Annotated in this window: 22 protein-coding genes; 14 read left to right on the plus strand and 8 right to left on the minus strand. The window is 70.7% G+C overall.

Features of this window, described 5'->3' with window-relative positions; genetic code table 11:
• Positions 1-140 precede the first annotated feature (140 nt).
• The gene (locus tag AC3EUV_RS03460) at positions 141-2372 is read right to left on the minus strand and encodes an FUSC family protein (protein ID WP_432142706.1); all 2232 of its coding nucleotides are present in this window, start codon (positions 2370-2372) and stop codon (positions 141-143) included.
• A 211-nt stretch (positions 2373-2583) separates the two neighbouring features.
• Here AC3EUV_RS03460 and AC3EUV_RS03465 point away from each other — a divergent pair, with 211 nt between their 5' ends.
• Both AC3EUV_RS03465 and AC3EUV_RS03470 read left to right on the plus strand, forming a co-directional pair.
• Positions 2584-3189 (plus strand): PadR family transcriptional regulator, encoded by a 606-nt coding sequence (locus AC3EUV_RS03465; RefSeq protein ID WP_432142707.1) that lies wholly within the window; start codon positions 2584-2586, stop codon positions 3187-3189.
• Between the two features lie 63 nt (positions 3190-3252).
• Entirely contained in the window at positions 3253-4284 is a 1032-nt protein-coding gene (locus tag AC3EUV_RS03470) for an NAD-dependent epimerase/dehydratase family protein (RefSeq protein WP_432142708.1), read from the plus strand.
• A gap of 3 nt (positions 4285-4287) precedes the next feature.
• On the opposite strand, the gene AC3EUV_RS03475 is transcribed toward AC3EUV_RS03470, so the two are convergent.
• Entirely contained in the window at positions 4288-5622 is a 1335-nt protein-coding gene (locus AC3EUV_RS03475; RefSeq protein WP_432142709.1) for an NsdA family TPR-like regulatory protein, read from the minus strand.
• 307 nt (positions 5623-5929) lie between these two features.
• Here AC3EUV_RS03475 and AC3EUV_RS03480 point away from each other — a divergent pair, with 307 nt between their 5' ends.
• From AC3EUV_RS03480 to AC3EUV_RS03515, 8 genes are all read left to right on the plus strand, one after another.
• Positions 5930-6334 (plus strand): ATP-binding protein, encoded by a 405-nt coding sequence (locus AC3EUV_RS03480; RefSeq protein WP_432142710.1) that lies wholly within the window; start codon positions 5930-5932, stop codon positions 6332-6334.
• Between the two features lie 290 nt (positions 6335-6624).
• A complete protein-coding gene (locus tag AC3EUV_RS03485; protein ID WP_432142711.1) occupies positions 6625-7644 on the plus strand; it encodes a thymidylate synthase in 1020 nt (339 codons plus the stop codon).
• Positions 7641-8198: a nucleoside-diphosphate kinase gene (locus tag AC3EUV_RS03490; RefSeq protein ID WP_432142712.1), complete on the plus strand. Its 558-nt coding sequence runs from the start codon at positions 7641-7643 to the stop codon at positions 8196-8198. The genes AC3EUV_RS03485 and AC3EUV_RS03490 overlap by 4 nt, the downstream gene beginning before the upstream one ends.
• 28 nt (positions 8199-8226) lie before the next feature.
• Positions 8227-9417, plus strand: a complete 1191-nt coding sequence (locus AC3EUV_RS03495) for a radical SAM protein (protein WP_432142713.1) — start codon at positions 8227-8229, stop codon at positions 9415-9417.
• On the plus strand, positions 9414-10016 hold the full coding sequence (locus tag AC3EUV_RS03500; protein WP_432142714.1) for a 3'-5' exonuclease: 603 nt from the start codon (positions 9414-9416) through the stop codon (positions 10014-10016). The genes AC3EUV_RS03495 and AC3EUV_RS03500 overlap by 4 nt, the downstream gene beginning before the upstream one ends.
• Positions 10013-10432, plus strand: a complete 420-nt coding sequence (locus AC3EUV_RS03505; protein ID WP_432142715.1) for a hypothetical protein — start codon at positions 10013-10015, stop codon at positions 10430-10432. Before AC3EUV_RS03500 ends, AC3EUV_RS03505 begins: the two co-directional genes overlap by 4 nt.
• Positions 10429-11208: an aldo/keto reductase gene (locus tag AC3EUV_RS03510; RefSeq protein ID WP_432142716.1), complete on the plus strand. Its 780-nt coding sequence runs from the start codon at positions 10429-10431 to the stop codon at positions 11206-11208. The genes AC3EUV_RS03505 and AC3EUV_RS03510 overlap by 4 nt, the downstream gene beginning before the upstream one ends.
• 134 nt (positions 11209-11342) lie before the next feature.
• The gene (locus tag AC3EUV_RS03515) at positions 11343-11747 is read left to right on the plus strand and encodes a hypothetical protein (RefSeq protein ID WP_432142717.1); all 405 of its coding nucleotides are present in this window, start codon (positions 11343-11345) and stop codon (positions 11745-11747) included.
• 42 nt (positions 11748-11789) lie between these two features.
• On the opposite strand, the gene AC3EUV_RS03520 is transcribed toward AC3EUV_RS03515, so the two are convergent.
• Both AC3EUV_RS03520 and AC3EUV_RS03525 read right to left on the minus strand, forming a co-directional pair.
• Positions 11790-12839 carry an acyl-CoA dehydrogenase family protein gene (locus AC3EUV_RS03520; protein WP_435602120.1) on the minus strand — a complete coding sequence of 350 codons (1050 nt, stop codon included), beginning with the start codon at positions 12837-12839 and terminating at the stop codon, positions 11790-11792.
• Complete coding sequence (locus AC3EUV_RS03525; RefSeq protein ID WP_432142719.1) at positions 12839-14044, minus strand: acyl-CoA dehydrogenase family protein; 1206 nt, start codon at positions 14042-14044, stop codon at positions 12839-12841. Before AC3EUV_RS03525 ends, AC3EUV_RS03520 begins: the two co-directional genes overlap by 1 nt.
• A 222-nt stretch (positions 14045-14266) precedes the next feature.
• Between AC3EUV_RS03525 and AC3EUV_RS03530 the strand changes: the two genes are divergently transcribed.
• Both AC3EUV_RS03530 and AC3EUV_RS03535 read left to right on the plus strand, forming a co-directional pair.
• Complete coding sequence (locus AC3EUV_RS03530) at positions 14267-15049, plus strand: SDR family oxidoreductase (RefSeq protein ID WP_432142720.1); 783 nt, start codon at positions 14267-14269, stop codon at positions 15047-15049.
• A 168-nt stretch (positions 15050-15217) separates the two neighbouring features.
• Positions 15218-16375 carry an acetyl-CoA C-acetyltransferase gene (locus tag AC3EUV_RS03535; RefSeq protein ID WP_435602121.1) on the plus strand — a complete coding sequence of 386 codons (1158 nt, stop codon included), beginning with the start codon at positions 15218-15220 and terminating at the stop codon, positions 16373-16375.
• Between the two features lie 154 nt (positions 16376-16529).
• Here the strand turns inward: AC3EUV_RS03535 and AC3EUV_RS03540 are convergent, their stop codons facing one another.
• From AC3EUV_RS03540 to AC3EUV_RS03555, 4 genes are read right to left on the minus strand one after another with little or no spacing between them, the layout of a single operon-like run.
• Positions 16530-17603 (minus strand): NAD(P)H-dependent flavin oxidoreductase, encoded by a 1074-nt coding sequence (locus AC3EUV_RS03540; RefSeq protein WP_432145723.1) that lies wholly within the window; start codon positions 17601-17603, stop codon positions 16530-16532.
• Complete coding sequence (locus AC3EUV_RS03545) at positions 17600-18346, minus strand: CoA-transferase subunit beta (RefSeq protein ID WP_432145722.1); 747 nt, start codon at positions 18344-18346, stop codon at positions 17600-17602. The genes AC3EUV_RS03540 and AC3EUV_RS03545 overlap by 4 nt, the downstream gene beginning before the upstream one ends.
• A complete protein-coding gene (locus AC3EUV_RS03550) occupies positions 18343-19182 on the minus strand; it encodes a CoA transferase subunit A (protein ID WP_435602122.1) in 840 nt (279 codons plus the stop codon). The genes AC3EUV_RS03545 and AC3EUV_RS03550 overlap by 4 nt, the downstream gene beginning before the upstream one ends.
• 3 nt (positions 19183-19185) lie before the next feature.
• Positions 19186-19959, minus strand: coding sequence for an enoyl-CoA hydratase family protein (locus AC3EUV_RS03555; RefSeq protein WP_432145720.1), 774 nt, complete (start codon positions 19957-19959; stop codon positions 19186-19188).
• Between the two features lie 82 nt (positions 19960-20041).
• Between AC3EUV_RS03555 and AC3EUV_RS03560 the strand changes: the two genes are divergently transcribed.
• Together AC3EUV_RS03560 and AC3EUV_RS03565 are read left to right on the plus strand one after the other, a co-directional pair.
• On the plus strand, positions 20042-20884 hold the full coding sequence (locus AC3EUV_RS03560) for an SDR family oxidoreductase (protein WP_432145719.1): 843 nt from the start codon (positions 20042-20044) through the stop codon (positions 20882-20884).
• Positions 20881-21798 carry an SDR family oxidoreductase gene (locus AC3EUV_RS03565; protein ID WP_435602123.1) on the plus strand — a complete coding sequence of 306 codons (918 nt, stop codon included), beginning with the start codon at positions 20881-20883 and terminating at the stop codon, positions 21796-21798. Before AC3EUV_RS03560 ends, AC3EUV_RS03565 begins: the two co-directional genes overlap by 4 nt.
• Positions 21799-21923: the final 125 nt, after the last annotated feature.

Here is a 21923-nt window from a genome sequence, read left to right on the forward strand (position 1 = left end):
CCCTGCCGGGTGCCCGGGGGAGGCGACGCGACACGTCGTACGCGGCCCCACTGCTTCAGGATCAGGGCCAGCAACTCCATCCGCACCCGGGCGACGGGAGCCGGGCGCCCCCGCCCGGTGCCCAACGGCGGACCACGGCGTCACATCTCCTTGTGGAGACGGGTCAGATCGGCGGTCAGCGCGTCGAGCCAGATCACCGAGTCGAGCAGCAGCGCGGCGGAGACGGCGCGGGTCTCCGTTTCGGGGCTGTGGTGCGGGATGGCCGGAGCGATCGCCAACAGGGCGCGGATGTCGAGCGGTTGCGGCTCGTCCCGGGGCGTGCCGTCGTCGCTGCAGAGGTGTTGGGCGAGGGACCGGTAGTCGGACGCCGTCCGGTCGGCCGCGTGCCGCAGCCAGGCACCGACCTCCGGCGAGGCGATCCGGCCGGGGCGGCCCGGCAGCAGCCGTTCACCGCGCCGCGCGTCCTTCCCGGCGACCAGCAGCGCGGGCCAGTCCGGCTGTACGGCGTCCTCCCGCGGCTCGGACTGGTACTGGGCCAGGCTCTCCTGCGCGAGGACGAGAGCCCGGTTGAGGGCGAAGAGCTCGGTGCTGCCGGAGCGTTCGACGACCCGTGTGGTGGTGTGCCCGATGGTGTCGGCGATGGCCGAGCACAGCGCGGCCATGCTGCGGCGCACCTCGCCGCTCGCGCCCCGTGGCCAGGCCACCAGCCCGCACGCCAGCCCGATGAGGCTGCCGACCAGCACATCCACCAGCCGTACCGGCGCCAGCTGCCAGGTGACGGGGGAGACCTGGGCGAACAGCGTGGCGACGACCAGGGTGAAGCCGCCCTGCGCCCAGGCCAGCCCGCGCAACGGCCCCGCGGTGAACGCCACCAGCATCACCACGGGCAGGACGACGGCGTACACCGTGTCCCGGTCGTGGACCAGCGCCAGCATCCCGCCGGCCAGCACCGCACCGACCAGCGTGCCGGTCAGCGCCTGCCGGACCGCGGACCGGGTCTCCAGGCTGGTCGTACGGGTCAGGGTGAGCGTGGCCAGCAGGACCCAGAAGCCGTGCTGGAGGTCGAGGAGCCCGGCGATGGCCCGCGCCGCGGCCAGCCCGAGCGCGAACCGGCAGGCATTCTGGAAGATCACCGAGCGGGGGGTGAGGTGCATGGTCAGCCGCTGCCACCACAGCTCGACGGCGCCGGCCCGGGCGTAGGCGAAGGTGTGCCCGGCGGGGTTCCGTTCGACGGTCCGGTCACCGAGCACCAGCCGGGTGGCCAGGACGAGGACGACGGCACAGTCGGCGGCCTGCACCACCTGCGACCGGCGCCGCAGATAGACCAGCCGGTCATCGGTGCTGAGCCGCTCCAGGGTGTCCACGGCCCGGTGGGCCCGGACCGGGGCCAGCTCCTCCTGGAGGGCCGTGGCGGACGGTCCCTCGCCGGGCCGCAGCCGCTTCGTCCGCTGCCGCAGCGCGCCCGCCGCCCCGCGGGCGGCGACGCTGATGCCCTCCAACAGCGCCACCGTCTCCGGCTGATACTTCCGTTGTGGCCCGGCCCCGGTGTGCAGGGCGTCCAGCCGGGACAGCAGGGTGCGGACGGCCTCGGCGGCGTGCGCCATGGCCTTGTGGGCGACGCTGGGGGAGGCGGGCCGGTCGGCGGGCGGCACACAGGAGGGACGCAGTTCCTCCCCGGCCGTGCGCGCTTCGGCGAGCGCCTGTACGGGAGGGGGCCCGCCGTGGTGGTCCGCCAGGCGCGCGGCGGCATCCGCGGCGTTGGCCAGCAGCCGGCGGAAGGACGGGGTGTCCGGTTCGGGCATCACGAGGCGCTCGCCCAGGGCGAGCAGGACCGCTCCCAGCAGGAAGCCGGACAACCGCTGCCCCAGGGTGTCCGGGGCGTACGGCGGGAAGCACGGCAGGATGTAGAGCAGCTGCATCCCCGGTGCCGCCCCGGCGATCCGCGGGCCGGTGGTCCCCGCGTACGCCACCATGAAGCCGATGACGAGCATGCCGACGACGGCCGCCCAGGTCTGGACGGCGAGCAGGGTGCCCAGCGTGATCAGTACGAGTCCGGCGGGGAGCGCGGTGAGCACGGTCGTGGCGCGCTGCCGCCCGGAGCCCGGAATCCGGGCGAGCGCACCGAGCGACACCACGGTGAAGGTGGCGTAGACCGACATCACGGTCAGCCCGAGCCCGTAGCGGCAGAGATAGAAGGCGGCACAGGAGGCGACCGTCACCCGGACCGCGTTGCCCACCACCGTGTGGTGCCCCTGCACTCCGTGTTTGCCGTGCTCCAGCAGGTAGCGCAGCCTGCGCAGCCCGGCCCTGACGGGCCCGCCGGCCGAACGCCGCGGCCCGGGCCCCGGGGAAAGCTCCTGCTGCGAACTCACCTTTCCACTATTGGCCAGCGGATCCGGGTCCGCACCGCGTGACGCCCGCCACCCCCACCCCTCCTGCCCCGCAGCTCCCGCTACCGCGCCGAGCCCGCCTCCCCGCGGTGTTACCAACCGGCATAGCTCTAGCAGGAATGCCAAGAAGCGGCACGGGAGTTGGCGCCGAGCGGTGGGGCGGGGGAGGGACGCGGACCGTAGGATGCCGCACGTGACGGAGAAGAGGGCGGACGCCGCGGACACCGGCGATGCCGAGCGACCGGCGCTGCCGGCGACCAGTTGGGCAGTACTGGGCCTGCTCTCCTTCGGCGAGGAGCTGTCCGGCTACGACCTGAAGAAGTGGTCCGACTGGTCGCTGCGCCTCTTCTACTGGAGCCCGTCCTTCAGCCAGATCTACGGCGAGCTGAAGCGCCTGGAGAAGGCCGGATACGTCACCGCGCGGATGGTCGCCCAGGAAACCGGCAACCGCGACAAGCGCGTCTACGTGATCACCGACGCCGGAATGGCGGCCGTGCGCCACTGGGCCCGCGAGGCACCCGTGGAGCCCCCCGTCCTCAAGCACGGTGTGATGCTGCGGATGTGGCTGGGCCACCTGCTGGAGACCGACCGGATGCGCGACGTACTGGGCCAGCACCGCGCGTACGCGGAGACCATGCGGCAACGCGCCGAGGGGGACGCCGAGGACACCCGCGACGAGGAGTCCTGGGCCTACCCCGCCCTCGTCCTGAAGTGGTCGGAACGCTACTACGCCGCCGAACGGGACCTGGCCGACGCCATGCTGGCCGATTTGGACGAGCGGGAGCGGCGGCGCTTTTAGGGGTGCGGCGGCGCGTTTAGGGGGCCGTGGCGTAGTTGGCGTGTCAGCAGGCAGGATCGCGTCATGAAGATTCTTGTACTTGGCGGGACATGGTTCCTGGGGCGAGCTGTTGCTGAGGCGGCACTTGAGCGTGGATGGTCAGTTTGGACATTCAACAGGGGCAAATCCGGCGCTGCACTGGAGGGGACACGTGAGGTTCACGGGGACCGCAGGGTGCAGGAAGATTTGGTGGCACTCGCACAGAACGGGCCGTGGGATGCCGTGATCGACACCTCAGCCTCCGAGCTCGCGCCCCGAGACGTCCTGGCTGGGGCGAAGGCGTTGGAGCCCGTAGCAGGTAAGTACGTGTACATCTCTACGGTCAATGCCTATCGGGGCTGGCCGAACGAACCATTGACGGAGTCTTCAGAGATTCTCGATGGGCCAGCTGGTGCCGACGTCGACTACGGTCGTCTGCCCGCGAACTGGGATGGTCCGGACTGGTACTACGGGCGGCAGAAAGCGGGGGCTGAACGGGCATCGCTGACAGTCTTTGGCGCAACTCGCGTGTCGATTCTCCGCCCGGGTGTGATCTTGGGGCCTGGGGAGTACGTGGGGCGTCTTCCGTGGTGGTTGCAAAGGGCAGAGAAGGGCGGGGCAGTCCTCGCGCCCGGCGAGGCAGACAAGACGATTCAGCCAGTGGACGTCAGGGACGTGGCCGCTTTCGCACTTGATCAAGCTGCTTCGCCGGGCGGGGCCGCATTCAACGTGACGGCGCCCATTGGCCGCGAGACGATGAGCGGACTCCTCACGGCTTGTCTCGAAGTTACTGGGCGGGCCGGTCACCTAGTTTGGGCGCCCGACGACCTTCTGATCGAGCACGGTGTGCAGCAGTGGACTGAGTTGCCGCTTTGGCGCACTCATGCAGGTGTGTGGAGCATCGACTCCTCTGCTGCGCAAGCGGCCGGCCTGCGGTGCCGCCCCTTGGCGGAGACGGTCGCTGCTACGTGGGAGTGGCTGCGGGGCGGTGGTACACCGGTTGAACATCCCCGTTGGGCCGAGCACGGCATCTCGATGGCAAAGGAAGCCGTGATCCTCGCGAAGCTGGGGAGATAGCCGTCAGATCTCGATAGCCAATGGTGCGGCAGCTCCCAGTTTGTGTGCTGCTGCCGCCGCACTGAACTCCTCGATGCGTTCACCGAGCGTGCTCGCTTCGGCTGCACCAACGAAGTCGGGATGGCAAAGCCCGGAACGCACCGCGGCCAGGCGTTCCAGCGTCCCGGCGCCACGCCATTCGGTGGGCACGGAGAAGACAGGCTCAAGGGCTTCATGAGCGCCGTCGAGTTCGCCGCGAAGCAGCCGGGCGCGGGCGAGATCCACGGAAGCCTGGGTGGAGACGAGCAGTGGTCGCTGGTCCTCTGGCCTGCTGCTCAGAATATGCAGGGCACCGATTGCTGCTGTCTCAGCGCCCTCAGCCTCGCGCATCAGCAGAAAGGTAGTGGCGTTGCTCATAGCCACACGGTCGCTCGGGAAGCCGAACTCGCCACCGATGTCATCGTGAAGCTCATCTCGTGCCCCCGTGTTCTGCTCAAGAGCACTGCGTACGGCACACTCTGCCGCCCGACGATCCCCCAAGTGCCCGTAGGCGCGACCTTCGATGACGGACAGGCGTGTGCGAGCAGTGTCGCCGATCCCTCCGAAACTCTGAGCAGTGTGAACGAGCCGGACAGACTCCGAGGGACGACCGCCCCAGTACGCCAGGAAGGCGAGCGCGCCGTGAGCGTATGCCTGGAGCGGGCCGTGCTCAATGACCTGACCGTAGAGTGCTGCGGTTCGCGACAGCGACACGGCAGCAGGAAGAGACCCCAGATCGAAGCAGATCGCTGACAGAAGGGCAGCGGACTGTCCTGCTGCGAGGTACCCGCGCGTCCGCTGGCGGGGTACTTGGGTCCTTTCCAGCAAGGACTGGGCAATGTCCAGGAGTTCCTTGGCGCGCCGGTAAACCTCGATCGGCGACGTGCGGTTGTAGCCGCGGGCCAGCGCCACGACATCGTCGTTGAGTTGGTCGAGCGTCATGTCCGGAACGCTGAGAGAAGCAGCGTCACCGGCATGTGCGGCAGCATCCCGAGCAGTCATCGCAAGTTCACTTTCGTTGAGCGCAAGTACGTGATTCCCAGGTGCATCCCGGGGCAGCTCGGTCGGCGGATTCAAGAGCAGGCGTGCGGTGTACCCGAACATGTGCTCCAAAACCTGCGGCGCAGGCTGGTTCGGGAGTCCCTTGACGCGCCCTGAGGTCCATCGACGGAATGTCTGCTCCTCCACCGTCGCGGTAGAAGGGGGCTCACCGGCTGCTGCGGATACTTCTTGGGCGGCCTTCTCGTAAGCCCGTCTGAACACGTCGTACGTCCATCCCCGCTCCTGAACCAGCACTTGGAGCAGTGTCCGCGCGTTCATGGCCGATGTTCCTTTCCAGCCGATCCGTTCGTGGTCGGTCCCCTAACGGCTGGGGCCCACAGCCACTATTGCCCAACTCGATGCACCGATAGAGACCTTGAGGGCAAGTGAGGCCCAGATGACGTGTCGGTGATACCCGTGTCACCCGGTGTTGTATGAGGTGGCATCTGTCGTGACATGGCGGTTCCTTCGCGGCGACGACAATCTTGGTCTCCCCTCGCCGTCCCGGATTCGCGTCTCGAAAGGGCCGGCGCAGGTCCGTCCATTGGGGAATCGGCGTCAGGGCGATGGAGGAGCCATGGCCGTCATGGCAGAAGCAAGCACTCAGCAGTACCGACAAGAGCTGACCGTTCAGCCGCAGAACCTCGAACACATACGCCGGATCGTCGGCGCGTACCTCCGGTACTGGGGCAGGGGCGAAGCAGTCGAACGCGCTGCCATGGGCGTGACGGAGCTCCTTTCCAACGTGCACAAGCACACCGGATCAGCTGCCTGCGTTCTCCTCCTCCAGATCACGCCTTCGGGTGTGCGCATCGTCGTCAGCGACGAAAGCCAGGATCTCCCGGTCGTCCGTGAACCGAACTGGTTCGCCGAGAGCGGGCGGGGAATGTTCCTGCTCAGCAAGACGGCCGACGCTTGGGGCGCTGAGCCCACCTCGGACGGCAAGCACGTTTGGTTCGAGATCCGGGCCTCCAACACAGGGGCCGCATGAACATCACATCGACTCGGGCGTGGCTCCTGCCCGCCCGCGAGGCGTACGACTACGAAGACGTCCGTGCGCGTCTGGCAGACCCGGACCTCGCCGACGCCGGCGTCGTAGCACGGAGCGCCCTCGTCGGTCGGCGCGCCGCCGGCTCGCCTCGTCAACGGGCTCCACAGCCCGGCCCCCGTCGATGACCGACGAGCTCAGTCCATCAACTCCCGCCCGCCGAAAGGTGCGTGACGGCCCGGACGGCGGGCGGGTGCACCGCCCGCTCAGCAACCCCTACCTCTGGAGGCAACGTGCTCACACCGACCACGTTCCGCAGCGTCGAAGGCGCCTACCTGGCGCTGCTCAGGCTGGCGACGAAAGAGCCCGAGCATCAGATCTCCGCGCGCGGCAACGAGGCGCGTGAGGTGATCGGAGTCCAGTTCCGGCTTCCCGACCCCCGCCAGCGACTGCCGTACCTGGCGGTGCGCAAGGCCAACCCTGTCTTCCATTTCGCCGAGGCGCTCTGGTACCTGGCCGGCCGCCGGGACCTGGAAATGATCGGCTACTACGCGCCGTCGATGCGCTCCAGCTCCGCGGACGGCGTCAACCTCGGCGGCTCCGCCTACGGCTACACCCTTTTCAACCCGGCCTCCGGCGACACAGTCTCGCCGTTCGACCGGGTGCTGGAGCTGCTGCGCACGGAGACCAACAGCAAAAGGGGTTACCTCCCGGTCTTCTCGGCCGCCGAGCTGGCCGTCAGCGACAACCCCGATATGGCGTGCTTAGCCGGACTGCATCTGCTTGCCCGCGGTGGAAGCCTCCACATGGTGTGCAACATGCGGGCCAACGACCTGGACTGCGGTCTGCTGTCCGACGTGTTCAGCTTCACGATGATCCAGGAGTACGCGGCCGTACAGCTCGGCCTGGAGCTGGGGACCTACACCCACACCATCGGCTCGGCGCACGTCAACGACCGCAACGCAGAGCGCGTCAAGAAGGTGCTGTACGAGGCCGATGCCCGGCGCCACCCGCAGCACTTCCCGTTCCCGGCGATGTCGGCCGAGACCACGCCGGCCACCATCGCTCGGGTCCTGGAGCACGAGGAACTGCTGCGCACGAACCAGGCCCAGTACAGCGCGGAGGACGTCGCGGGCCTGGACGTGGACGCCTACTGGCAGCAGGCCGTGCTGCTGTTCGAGGTGTACCGGCAGATCTGGCACGAACAGGCCGAATCCGTGGGCCGCGATGTGCTGGATGCGCTGCACCCCGGTCTGCGGTGGCTCGTCGGACACCGCTGGCCGGCCTGTGCCACCGCCGGGGGCGAGCAGTGAACCGGAAGCCGTGGAGCGGCGGCGTAGTCGAGGGAGTCGACTTCGACCGCTGGTCGGTCGTCCTGTGCAAGCCGGACGCGGTGGAGCGCGGGCTCGTGGACGCCGTGCTCGAACGGATCGCCGTTGCTGGAGTCACCCTCACCAGCCGCCGGGACCTCACCGCGCAGGCGTGGCAGGCCCACGTCCACTACTGGGATCTGCTGGTGGACGCGGACTGGTTCCCTGACCGGGACATCCCGGCATGCCTGGACGCGATGTACGTTGGCCGGCCCGTCACGGTCGCGCTCGCGTACGGCGAGCCAGGGGTCCACAGCCGTCTGCGGCAGGCCCTCGGGCACTTCGACCCCACCGAGGCCGCGCCCGGCACGATCCGCGGCGACCTCGGCGACGACAGCCTCGAAGCCGCCCTCACCGAGAAGCGGCTTGTGCGCAACCTCGTGCACACCTCGGACGACGCCCAGGCCGCGCGCCGTGATTTCGGCACCTGGTTCGGTGCCGGCCGCCGCGAACTGCTGGCGCACGTCCCGCTCCAGACCACACCCACTGACGCGTGACTCCCTTCGCCCTGCTCTGGAGGACCATATGAACGTCCCCGTAGCCCCGCACGGCCGCGTTCTGCCGATCTTGTCCCCGCAGAAGATCCGCGGCCTGAAGCCGTCGCTCGCCGACGTGATCGAGTACCGCAAGTCCGGCCTGAGCCTCAACTGGATCGTCGGCTGCCCGCTGGAGTGCGGGTACTGCGTCCGGCACCTCTTCGAGAATTTCGAGATGAAGGTGCCCCGGCGCCTCATGAGCGATGAGGAAGCCGTCGCCAGCCTCGTCCACCACAAGTACTTCGAGCCCCACCGCACTCCGATTCAGCTCCTGAACCGCGCCACGGACCCGATGCTGCCCGTCGTGAAGCCGCACCTGTTCAACGTGCTCCGGCACCTGGACGACCAGGGCCTGACGAATCACTTGTTGATCATCACGCGCTGGCGCATCGAACCCCAGGACTGCGCCGTACTCAACTCCTTCAAGAACCTGCGACTGACCGTCCTGGTCACTCACTCAGGCATCGACAACGAGAAGATCGAGCCCGTCGACTCCAACATCGCCGCGACCAGCCTGCGCACCCTGTTCGACCACGCCGAGCGGTACCGCACCGTGCTGTACTGGCGGCCGATCGTCCCCGGCCTCAACGACAGCGACGCGCACCTGGAGCGTGCCCGCGAGCTGTCCGCGCACGCGCACGCCACCGTGTTCACCGGCCTGTTCTTCCGCAAGGAGATCGCCGCCTACTACGAGGCGCACGGCCTGCCGCTCCCGTACGAGGACACGGCCCGACGCAAGATCATGCCCCAGGCGGCCGAGAAGCGAATCCTCGACTACTTCCACACGCCCGAACACGTCACCGCCCCCTGGGGAGCACTTTTCCGCAAGACGAGCTGCGCCGTGGCCTATGCCCACGGCGAGGCCGACTACAACGGCCACTACGGCATCAGGGAACTCTGCAACATCTGTCCCCAAGAGCAGCTAGCCCTCTGCCGATCGGCCTGGCGCAAGCCCGATCTTGCCGAAGTTACCGAGGACGCGCGGGAACTCGGCGCGACGGGCACGGTGGAGGTCACCGAGCACGCCATCATCGTCGAGGGACTGGACGAGCCGCCGCGCTACTTCCTCCAGCACGGCTACGGCTACCAGTGCCACGACCGCGCCAAGCCTCACCACTACCGCCAGCACGGCCGGGCCCCCATCGGCTGGAAGGCGGAGAACGGAACCACGACCGCATGAACTTCTCCTCCTGGCCCGAGCTTCTCGTTGTCGATGTCGAAGGCAACGGCACCAACCCGCCCGACTTGGTTGAGGTCGCCGCCCTTCCCGTACGCGACGGGCATCCGGACAAGAGCACGGCGGGAGCGTGGCTGACCAGGCCGCGCCACCCCGTCACCCCGGTGGCTGCTGGTATCCACGGGCTGACCAACGAGCGGTTGGCGAACAAGCCGAGCTGGGAGGAGATCGCCGACCAGGTCCACGGGCTCCTGGGCACTTCATGGATCTGCGCCCACAACGCGCACGTCGACTACAAGGTCCTCGCCGCGCACCTCCCGCAGTGGCGGCCGACCGGAGTGCTCGACACTCTCCGGCTGGCCAGGGCCACCTACCGCGGCCTGCCGAAGTACTCCCTCGACGCCCTCATCGAGCACGTCCAGCCGGACCTGACCCACGTCCCGGCCCAGCGGCACCGGGCCACCTACGACGCCTACGCCACGGCGCAGCTCCTGATCGCCATGGCTGCCCACTACGACACCTGGGACCAGCTCGTCGCCGCGGCCGTGCCGCCCGGCCTGCCCGGTGCCCCCGAACCAGCAAAGGACCCCACGCTGTGGTGACACAGAAGCCCATCTGCATCGGAGTGCTCGGTACCCACTCCACCGGCAAGACGAAGCTGTTGCGGCGGATCGAGAGGGAACTGCGCGGCCACGGGCTCACCGTGGCCCGCGTCCGCGCCGCCCTGGAGCACCGCGGTGAACGCCTGCCCAGGCTGGAGAACGAGCGGCTGCTGCTCCTCGCCTCGACGCAACTCCCGAAATACGACCTGCTCCTGGCCACCGTGCTGGATGAGAGGGTGCCGGTCGATGAGAGCCACGACTACGACGCTGGATACCGCCGCCTGGTCGACCGCCACACACACGGCCTTCTGGCCGGCGAGCAGATCCCGCATCAGCGGGTCACCAGCGACTCCGGAAGCCAGACAAGCGCCGTCGGGAGTGCCCTTCAGCTCTGCCTCCGGGAGGCCGCCGTATGACCACCACGCCGCCCGCGGGCACCATCACCATCGCCGGAAAGGTCCTCTCCCGGCTCGGGATCGGCACCATGCGCCTGACCGGCCCCGGCACCTGGGGTGACCCCGAAGACCGAGACACCGCGCTCAGCGTCCTTCGGCATGCCGTGCACACCTACGGCATCACGCACATCGACACCGCGGACGCCTACGGTCCCCACACCGTCGAGCACTTGATCAAAGAGGCCCTGTACCCGTACTCGGAAGATGTGCTGATCGCCACGAAGGTCGGCCTGCTCCGCCCCGCCCCGAACGTGTGGGTACCGCACGGCCACCCCGCCTACCTCCGGGCCTGCGTCGAAGCCAGCCTGCGTCGCCTCGGCGCCGAGTCCCTGGATCTCTGCTACCTCCACCGCATCGACCCGCAGGTACCGATTGCCGACCAACTCGCCGTCATGCAGGCCCTACAAGACGAAGGAAAGATCCGGTACATCGGCCTGTCAAAGGTCACCCCTGAGGACATCCGCATGGTGAGCAAGGAACTCACCGTCGCGGCCGTGCAAAATGTCCTCAACATGATCAACCGCTTTGACCCCGCGCTGGAGCTCTGCCGGGAGTTGCGTATCCCATACGTTCCCTACCGGCCGTTCAACGCCGGCAGCCTGGCCCGTGACAACGGAGTCCTCACCCCGCTGCACTGGCTGCTCAACCTCGGAGATCATGTCGCCCCGATCCCCAGCACCAGCAAGCCAGAGCATCTCGAACAGATCGTGGCCGCCGCGACGGTCGGGGCCCGCTGATGCCGACGATCACGGCACCCCTCACGTCGACTGAACGCAGCAGCGCACCCTCGCGGAAAACGGCCCCGTACGAGAACTGGCGACCGCCGGTCATCGGGGTTTCCTTACTCGTCCCCGTGGGGCCTGACGCTGTCGTGGTCGCTGACCTCCTCGGCAGCATCACGCTACCCACCGGATTGGTGCAAGACGGGCAGACTCCCGAGCAGGCCGCGCAGGACCTTCTTCGCGGAGGTCCAGGCGAGCTACGCATCCTGCGCCGCGTCGCCCTGGCCTGGCAGCAGACGCGCCGCAGGAAGGTCATCACGCACGTGCTGGCGACTGCGCCTCTGACCCGCGCGGCCGTCGGGAACCTGGCCTACCGCGACCCTCGGGCGAACGTGCGCGTTCTGCCCACCATGCGCGTCCTCAAGGACCTCAACGAAGTCGGAAGGCTACGGGCCTTGGTTGCGCTACAGGCCCTCGCCACCGGCGAAACGGCATATATCGAAGGGGGAGTTGTGCACCCCTCCGCACCGCCAAGCCTCACTCAAAGCACATGACGGCGTCCTCGAAGAGGCACACAAAGGGGGCACGCCTCCCTCTCACCCCGTGAGGACCCGGGCGCGGCAGTCGGCCGGGGTGCCCCAGGCGTCGCGCAGGGGGCGGGCCTTGCGGATCCAGAGGGAGAGGTCGAGTTCCTCCGTGTAGCCGATGGCGCCGTGCAGTTGGAGCGCGGTGCGTGCCGCGGCGTACCCGGCCTCGCCTGCCGCGACCTTCGCTGCCGCCACCTCCCGGCCCGCCGACGCGGCGCCGGCCGCCAGTGCCAGGGCCGCCGCGTGGACCAGCGGCCGGGCGAATTCCAGTCCGATGAGGGTGTCCGCCAGCCGGTGTTTGACCACCTGGAACGAGCCGATGGGTACCCGGAATTGGGTGCGCTGCCGGACGTAGGAGACCGTCGCCGCGAGCAGGGCGCGGCCGAGGCCGAGGGACTGTGCGGCGGTGAGCAGCCGTGCGACCTCGGTGGCGTGCGTGGCGGCCGCGGTCACCGCGGGGCCCCGGGCCAGCACCGTGCCGTCGAGCGGGCGGGCCAGCCGCCGGGCCGGGTCGAGGGAGGATTGGACCGGGCCGTGGGTGTCCGTACGGGAGGCCGTGTCGCCCTGGATCACGAGGACGGCATCGGCGGCGTCCGCGTCCAGGGCGAACGGGGCCGGGCCGACGGCGTCCGGGGCGTGGCGGGCCGGATCGGCGGCCTCCGTGTCCAGGGCGTACGGGCCCGCCCCGGCGCACAGGCTGAGGACGGCCCCACCCGAGGCGATCCGCGGCAGCCATTCCCCGGCCTCCGCGTCCGCGTCGAGCCGCGCCAGGAACGCGGCCGCGGCCACCGTCTCGACCAGCGGCCCGGGGACGGCGTGACGGCCCAACTCCTCAAACGACACGGCCAGTTCGACCGGCAGCAGACCCGACCCGCCGTGCTTCTCCGGGACGCCGAGGCCCCACACTCCCGCCTCGGCGATGCGCGTCCACAGCGCCCGCCCCGGCCGGTGGTCGCCGGCCGCCCAGGCCCGGGCCACGGCAGGGGTGTCGGACGCGCCCAGCATGCCGTCCAGTGCGTGTGCGAACTCCCGCTGCTCGTCGGTCAGGAGGAACCGCATCAACGGCGTCCCTTCGGCAGGCCGAGCAGTCGCTCGGCGATGATGTCGCGCTGGATCTCGTTGGTGCCGGCGTAGATCGGACCGGCGAGTGAGAAGGTGTAGCCCTCGGCCCAACTCCCGTGTGCGGGCGCCTCGTCGGCGTCGTCGGCGAGCATTCCGCACGGGCCGAGCAGGTCCAGGGCGGTCTCGTGGAGGGCGAGGTCCAGCTCGGACCAGAAGACCTTGTTCAGGCTCGACTCGGCGCCGAGGTCGCCCGCTTTGGGCTGTGCGCGACCGGGTGCGGCCCCGTCGTCGGCGGTGAGCCGGGAGGCATGGGCGTAGGTGAAGAGCTGGTAGGCGCGGGCGCCGATCAGGGCGTCGGCCACCCGGTCGCCCAGCGCCGGGCCGGCCTCCTCGGGGGCCTCGTGCCACAGCGCGGCCAGTCGCTCGGCGGCCGCGGTGAAGCGGCCCGGACTGCGCAGCGTCAGCCCGCGTTCCTTGCCGGTGGTGCTCATCGCGATCCGCCAGCCCTGGCCCGGCTCGCCGATGACGTCCGCGTCGGGCACGAAGACCTCATCGAGGAAGAGTTCGGCGAAGGCGGGCTTGCCGTCGAGGCGGCCGATGGGGCGTACCGTCACGCCCGGCGCGTCCAGCGGGAACATCAGATAGCTGAGCCCCTGGTGCGGCCGGGCGGTGTCCGGGTCGCTGCGGAACAGCCCGAAGGCGCAGTTGGCGAACGCGGCGCGGGACGACCAGGTCTTCTGCCCGCTCAGCAGCCAGCCGCCGGCGGTCCGTACGGCGGCCGAGCGCAGCGACGCCAGATCCGACCCGGCCTCCGGCTCCGACCACGCCTGCGCCCAGATGACCTCGCCACGGGCCATGGGGCCCAGCACCCGGGCGCGTTGCTCCTCGGTGCCGTGCTCGAACAGGGTCGGGGCGAGCAGGCTGATGCCGTTCTGGCTGACCCGCCCGGGGGCGCCCGCGGCGTAGTACTCCTCCTCGAAGAGCAGCCACTGCCAGAGCGAGGCGCCCCGGCCGCCGTACTTCTCGGGCCAGGAGACGACCGACCAGCGGTCCGCAGCGAGTTGGTGCTCCCACTCCCGGTGGGCGGCGAAGCCTTCCGCGGTCTCCAGTGACGGCAGCGGGGTGGTGGGTACGTGACCGGCGAGCCAGGCGCGGGCCTCGGCCCGGAACTCCTCCTCGGTGGCGCTGAATTGAAGGTCCATCAGGCATCCGCCTCCGGTGGGCAGGGGAGTGGCCCGGCGCGCGGGGGCGTCTTGTCGTGGGCAGCGGGCATCGCCATCGCGCTCCTTCTCTAACAAGTGTTTGGTAGGTTAACGTAGCGCCATGAGCAGCGTCGAGGCCCCACCGCCCGCCTCCCGCGCTGTTCCGCGCCCGGACCGCCCGGACCCTGACCGGCCCGGAGACCATCCGCTGGAGGCTCGCGTATGACACCGCCCCCGTACGTGCCCGGCCACCATCTGCTCGACGGCCGGACCGCCGTCATCACCGCGGCCGCCGGAGCCGGTATCGGCGGCGCCACCGCCCGCAGGTTCCTGGAGGAGGGCGCCCGCATCGTCATCGGCGACGCCCATGAGCGCCGTCTGAAGGAGAGTGCGGCGGCGCTCGCCGCGGAGTTCGGCGCCGGGAAAGTGGCCGCGCTGCCCTGCGATGTCACCGACGAGGGCCAGGTCAATGCCCTGCTGGAGCTGGCGGAAGAGCAGCACGGTCGGCTCGACATCGTGGTCAACAACGCCGGGCTCGGTGGCACCGCCGACCTCGTCGAGATGACCGACGCGCAGTGGAGCAAGGTCCTCGATGTGACGCTGAACGGGACCTTCCGCTGCACCCGGGCCGCCCTGCGCCGGATGAAAGCCACCGGCGACGGCGGAGTGATCGTCAACAATGCCTCCGTCGTCGGCTGGCGCGCCCAGCGCGGCCAGGCGCACTACGCCGCGGCCAAGGCCGGGGTGATGGCGCTGACCCGGTGTGCCGCGATGGAGGCCGCCGCGTACGGCGTCCGCGTCAACGCGGTCTCGCCCAGCCTCGCCCTGCACCCGCATCTGGTGAAGGTGACCACCCCCGAGCTGCTGGCGGAGCTCACCGAGCGTGAGGCGTTCGGCCGCCATGCCGAACCATGGGAGGTCGCCAATGTCATCGTCTTCCTGGCCGGCGACTACGCCTCGTACATGACCGGCGAAACGGTGTCCGTCAGCTCCCAGCATGCCTGAGCCGCGGCGGCCGGACCCGGTACGCGCCCCCGCCGGGTTCCGGTGCCCGCCACCGGCCGGGCGTGGGCGCACCGTACGGCCGCCGGCGGTCCGCCGCCCGCACCCGCCGACGGGACCGCCTTGCGGAACCGGCCGGCCCCTCCGCAGAATCTGACCAGGGAGACCACCATGTCCGAGGCATACATCGTTGACGCGGTCCGCACCCCGGTCGGCAAGAAGGGCGGCGGGCTCTCCGCCGTCCACCCCGCCGATCTGGGCGCCCATGTACTCACGGCGCTGATGGCACGCAGTGGCGCCGACCCCGCGGCCGTCGAGGACGTGGTCTTCGGCTGTCTGGACACGGTCGGACCGCAGGCCGGGGACATCGCCCGGACGTGCTGGCTGGCCGCCGGGCTACCCGAGGAGGTGCCGGGCGTGACGGTGGACCGGCAGTGCGGCTCCTCCCAGCAGGCCGTCCATTTCGCGGCCCAGGGCGTCCTCTCCGGCACCCAGGACCTGGTGGTCGCGGGCGGCGTACAGAACATGTCGCAGATCCCGATCGCCTTCGCCAGCCGCCAGGCCGCCGCCCCGCTGGGGCTGACCGACGGTCCGTTCGCCGGCTCGGAGGGCTGGCGGGCCCGCTACGGCGCGGCGCCCGTCAACCAGTTCCACGGCGCCGAACTCATCGCCGCCAAGTGGCAGATCTCCCGTGCGGAGATGGAGGAGTTCGCGCTCCGTTCGCACCGTCGGGCGGTCCGTGCCATCGACGAGGGCCGCTTCGACCGCGAACTGGTCGCCTATGGGGACGTCACCACCGACGAGGGGCCACGGCGCGGCACCTCGCTGGAGAAGATGGCCGCCCTGCCGGCGGTCGTCGAGGGCGGCCGGCTGACCGCGGCGGTCTCCTCGCAGGTCTCCGACGGCGCGGCGGCCATGCTCCTGGCCTCCGAGCGGGCGGTGGCCGACCACGACCTCACCCCGCGCGCCCGTATCCACCATCTGTCGGTGCGCGGCGAGGACCCGATCCGGATGCTGTCCGCACCGATCTCGGCGACGGCGTACGCGCTGAAGAAGGCGGGCATGTCGATCGGTGACATCGATCTGACCGAGATCAACGAGGCGTTCGCGCCCGTGGTGCTGGCCTGGCTGAAGGAGACCGGCGCCGATCCGGAGCGGGTCAATGTCAACGGCGGTGCCATCGCGCTCGGCCACCCGCTCGGCGCGACCGGCGTCCGGCTGATGACGACGCTGCTGCACGAACTGGAGCGCACCGGCGGCCGGTTCGGCCTCCAGACCATGTGCGAGGGCGGCGGCCAGGCCAACGTCACGATCATCGAGCGGCTCTGACGGCCCCGTACGACGATCCCGTACGAGACCCCGTACGACGACGACCCGCAGACGACGACCCCATGCACCTGCTGTGGCCCGGCCGGAACCCGCTCCGGCCGGGCCACGCCATCGGTCCGCAGGCCCGCAGGCCCGCAGGCCCGGTACGGCCCGCTCAGCCCGCCGCGCCCGGCGGCAGCCCGGCCAGTGTCCGGCGCGCCTCGGTCATGATCCGGTCGACGAGTTCCGCGCACGACGGCAGATCCTCGATCACCCCGGCGACCTGGCCGGAGGCCATCACCCCGAGATCGGTGCGCCCCTCGACCATCGACGCCTTGAGCAGCATGGGGGTGTTGGCCGCGAGCAGCACCTGGCTCCAGGAGAGGTCCTTGCCATGGCGCATCGCCAGGCCGTCACGGACCATCTGAGCCCAGCTCAGGCCGGACAGTTTCCGGAACGACGCGGCATGGCGCACCGCCCGGAGCAGCGTCGCGGCGCGCCCGGACCGCTCCAGCGTCTCGACCAGCTCGCTGCGCAGCATCCGGTGCGGCAGCCCGTCCACCTTCGTGGTGACGGTGATGTCCTTGACGGCCGCCGCCAGATAGCGGGCCTGGACGGCCGGCGGCACGGTGCTGTCGGACGTCAGCAGGAAGCGGGTGCCCATCGCGACCCCCGCCGCACCATAGGCCAGCGCCGCGACCAGACCGCGGCCGTCGAAGAAGCCGCCCGCGGCGATCACCGGGATCCCGACCGCGTCCACGACCTGCGGGAGCAGCACGGTCGTGGCGACGTTCCCGGTGTGCCCGCCGCCCTCCCCGCCCTGGACGACGACCGCGTCCGCCCCCCAGGCCGCAACCTTCTCGGCATGGCGGCGGGCCCCGACGGACGGGATGACGACCACCCCCGCGTCCTTGAGCCGGGCGATCAGCTCACGGGAGGGGGCCAGGGCGAACGAGGCGACCCGTACGCCCTCCGCCACGACGAGGCGCACCCGCTCCGCCGCATCCCCCGCGTCCGCCCGCAGATTGACCCCGAACGGCGCGTCCGTACGGGACTTGACCTCACGGACCGCCGCCCGCAGCTGCTCGACGGTCATGGTGGCCGAGGCGAGGATGCCCAGCGCGCCCGCGTTGGCCGCGGCGGAGACCAGCCGGGGCCCGGCCACCCACCCCATGCCGGTCTGCACCAGCGGGTGGCGCACGCCGACGAGCCGGGTCAGCGGGGTCTCGATTCCGGTGGTGGCCGTCATGCCGGCGGCACCTCACGGTCGCGCAGCCCGTCCGGGTCGAGGACCGTACGGATCAGCCGCAGTTCCGTGGCGGTGGGCTCCCGGGTGCACGGCACCTCGGGGGGCCGGGCGAGCGGGAACCCGGTGGCCGACTGGACCTCCTCGGCCGTCACCCCGGGATGGACGGAGGCCAGCCGCATGGTCCGGTCCGGGGTCTCGAAGTCCAGGACGGCGAGGTCGGAGACCACCCGCGGAATGCGGTGGTAGCGGGTCGCGGACGGCCCGGCGGCGGCCGCGCTGTCGTAACCGACCCCGCTGATCATGTCGACCTTCTCGACGAAGACCCGCCGCGAATGCTTCGGCACCCAGTAACTCACCGGATTGTTGAGGGTGTTGACGGGCGCGCCGCGTACCCCGAGCAGCTGGCGGGCGGGCTGCTGCCAGTCGCCGATGCAGGAGATGTTCTGGTTGCCGAAGCGGTCGAGCTGGCTCGCGCCCATCATCACATGGCGTCTGCCGCCGGTGACCATGGTGAGATGCCGGCGGTACGGCAGCCAGCCCTCGGCCTTCCCGTCGAGGCCCACCAGCGTCGCCTCGCCGTCGGTGAGCAGCAGATCGGGCGCGAAGGTGTGCTTGGCGAGCCGGGCGCCGATCGACGGGATCCGGCCCATCGGGCTGGCGAGCACCTCGCCGTTGTCGCGCCAGGCGTCGGCGCAGGCGATCACGCAGTACTCGGCGCGGGTCGTGGTGGTGGTCGGGCTCACGTCTGCTCCTCGTGCCAGGTCTCGACCGCGGACTGGTAACTCTTCTCGTCCCCGCGCAGGAACCGCTCGGCGAACTCCGGCCAGGGCGTGGTCGCATACAGCTTCTGGAATGCCTCGTCACGGCCGTAGTCCGGGACACAGGAGGTGAAGTGCGCGCCGTGCGGGGCCTCGACGACCCCGGTGACCGAGTGCCGGTTCACCAGCAGGGTCTGCGGGGCCGCGCCGGCGAAGTCGTCCACGAGCCGTTCGCAGGAGAGATAGGCGCGGTCCGCGGCCTCGCAGAACAGATCGTCGAAGTACGGGTCGGGGCCCAGGTACTGGCCGTTGCCGAGGCGGTCGGCACGGTTCAGATGGACCAGCGCGGCGTCCATGCGCAGGGCCGGCACGGCGACCAGGGTCTCGCCGTCCTCATACGGTGAAGTGACGGTACGCAGACCCGGGTTGACGCGCATCACGTCCGACCCGATACCGGCCCGTACGGGCAGGAACGGCAACCGGTTGGCGGCCGCGTGCAGGCCCCACATGAACATCGCCTCGTCGATCTCCATCAGCTCGAACGCCCCGCGCTGCCGGGCCGCGCGGAAGTGCGGTTCGAGCGGGATCGAGTCCAGCGTCGCGAACGCCGCGACCAGCTTGCGGATCCGGCCCGCGGCGGCGAGCAGGCCGACATCGGGACCGCCGTACGAGATCACGGTGAGATCGGTGATGTCGGAGCGGAGCAGCGCCCGCACCAGCGCCATCGGCTTACGGCGCGACCCCCAGCCGCCGATGCCGAGGGTCATCCCGCTGTGCAGGCGGCCGACGACCTCCTCGGGCGTCATGGTCTTGTCGGTCATCGCTCAGCCCTCCCTGTCCGGTGCGCCGTGCGGCGTCCCGAAGGTGTTGCGGACGCGGTCGGCGACCCCGCTGAGGTTCGCCTCGAAGGTGAAGCCCTGCTCGAAGCGGTAACTGCGCCGCACGTCGACGGGGTCGATGCCGTTGAGCGCGGCCTTGGCGAGTCGCAGGAGACTGCCGTCCTTCTGCGCGATCTCCCGCGCCAAGTCCCGTGCGGCGCTGTGCAGTTCGGAGCGCGGGACGACCTTCCAGACCGAGCCGTGCGCATGCAGCTCGGCGGCGGTGGCGGTGCGCGAGGTGTAGTAGAGCGCGCGCATCAGATGCTGGGGGACCAGCCGGGCCAGATGGGTGGCCGCGCCGAGCGCGCCGCGGTCCAGCTCCGGCAGCCCGAAGGTGGCGTCCTCGCTCGCCACGATCGCGTCCGCGTTGCCGGCCAGGCCGATGCCGCCGCCCAGACAGAAGCCGTGCACCGCCGCGACCACGGGCACCTCACAGGCGTACACCGCCGAAAAGGCCTCGGCACAGCCGTGGTTGGCGCCGATCAGGACGCCATGGCCGCCGGCCGCGGTGTCCCGCTGCATCTCCTTGATGTCGACGCCCGCGTTGAAGCCGCGGCCCGTAGCCGTCAGGACGACACAGCGGACGCCGGGGTCGTGGCCGGCCGCGCGCACCGCGTCGGCGAGGTCGTACCAGCCCTGTACGGGAAGGGCGTTGACCGGAGGGAAGTCGACGGTGATGACGGCGACGCCGTTGTCCGGTGTGGAGGTGGAGACACCCATGAGGCGATCAGCTACCTTTCCACCAAGCGTTTGTTAGGTAGCGAAGCTAGCAGCGGAACGCGCGCTGCGGGAGGGGTGCTGAATGAGCCTGACCCTCGATCTGACCGGACGGGTGGCCGTCGTCACCGGTGGCACCCGGGGCGTCGGCGCCGGCATCGCCCGGGCGTTCCTTCAGGCCGGCGCGGAGGTCGTGGTCTGCGCCCGCCGGCCACCGGACACCCCCGTCACCGCGGCCGGCCGCACCGCGCACTTCCGCCCCCTCGACCTGCGCGACCCGGCCGCCGTCCGAGCCTTCTTCCCGCAGGTCGCGGCGGCGCACGGCGGGCTGGACTGCCTGGTCAACAACGCCGGGGGCACGCCGTACGGGCTGCTCGGGCAGACCGCCGCCGAACGGCACACCCGGGTCGTCGAACTGAACCTCCTCGCGCCGCTGACCGCCTCGCTCGCCGCGTACGAGCTGCTGCGCGATCGGCCGGGCGGCGGCTCGGTCATCATGATCGGCAGCGTCAGTGGCACCCGCCCCTCGCCCGGCACCGCCGCCTACGGCGCGGCCAAGGCCGGCCTGGACCAGCTGGCCCGCTCGATGGCCGTCGAATGGGCCCCCAGGGTCCGGGTCAACACCCTCGTCCTCGGCATGGTGCGCACCGAACTCGCCGCGCTGCACTACGGGGACGAGGCGGGTGTCGCTGCCGTCGGCGCCACCGTCCCGCTCGGCCGGCTCGCCGAACCCACCGAGATCGGCGACGCCTGCGTCTTCCTCGCCTCCGACCGTGCCGCGTATCTGACCGGCGCGAGCCTGCTCATCCACGGCGGCGGCGAGCGCCCCGCCTTCCTCGACGCCGCTACGGTCAACCACCCCGAAGCCCCCGATGTCCCCGAAGTCCCCGAGGAGATCCGCCATGACGGAACAGGAGACCTGACATGACCGGCACCGGAATCTGCGCGGGACGCGTCGCCGTCGTCACCGGAGCGGGCCGCGGCCTGGGCCGCGCCCATGCCCTGGCACTCGCCGCGGAAGGAGCGGCGGTCGTGGTGAACGACCTAGGGGTGGCGCCCGACGGAGCCGGCGCCTCGGCCGGACCGGCCCAGCAGGTCGCCGACGAGATCCGCGCCCACGGCGGCCGGGCCGTCGCCCACACCGGCGACATCACCACCACCGACGGCGCCGCCTCCCTCGTCACCACCGCCCTGGACACCTACGGCCGCCTCGACGCCCTCATCAACAACGCCGGCTTCCTGCGCGACCGGATGCTCGTCAACCTCGACGAGGACGACTGGGACGCCGTCGTCCGGGTCCATCTCAAGGGCCACTTCCTGCCGTTGCGGCACGCCGCCGCCCACTGGCGCGCCGAAACCAAGGCCGGCCGTACGCCCGACGCCCGGATCATCAACACCGGTTCGGGCGCCGGGCTGCTCGGCAGCGTCGGCCAGGGCAACTACTCCGCCGCGAAGGCCGGCATCATCGGCCTCACCCTCGTCGCCGCCGCCGAGATGGCCCGCTACGGCGTACAGATCAACGCGATCGCACCGGCCGCCCGCACCCGGATGACCGAGCAGACCTTCGCCACGACGATGGCGGCGCCCACCGACGGGAAGTTCGACGCGATGGCCCCGGAGAACGTCTCCCCGCTGGTGGTCTGGCTGGCGTCCCCCGGCAGCGCCGGAGTCACCGGCCGCGTCTTCGAGGCCGAGGCGGGCCGGATCACCGTGATGGAGGGCTGGCGCCCCGGCCCCACCGCGGACAAGGGAGACCGCTGGACACCCGCCGAGGCGGGCGAGACGACCCGCAAACTGCTGGCCGCCGCGGAGGTCCCGCAGCCGGTGTACGGGGCACGGTGACGGGGCCGGTCGGACGCGAACTAGCCGCGGGACAAGGGGTGTTGGGTTCCGTCCCGGGAGCCAGGTGAACGCTAGGCTGCGACGATGGACCGAGTAACCGGCATGCCCGAGACTCCCGCCCAGCC

Source organism: Streptomyces sp. bgisy130 (assembly GCF_057708345.1).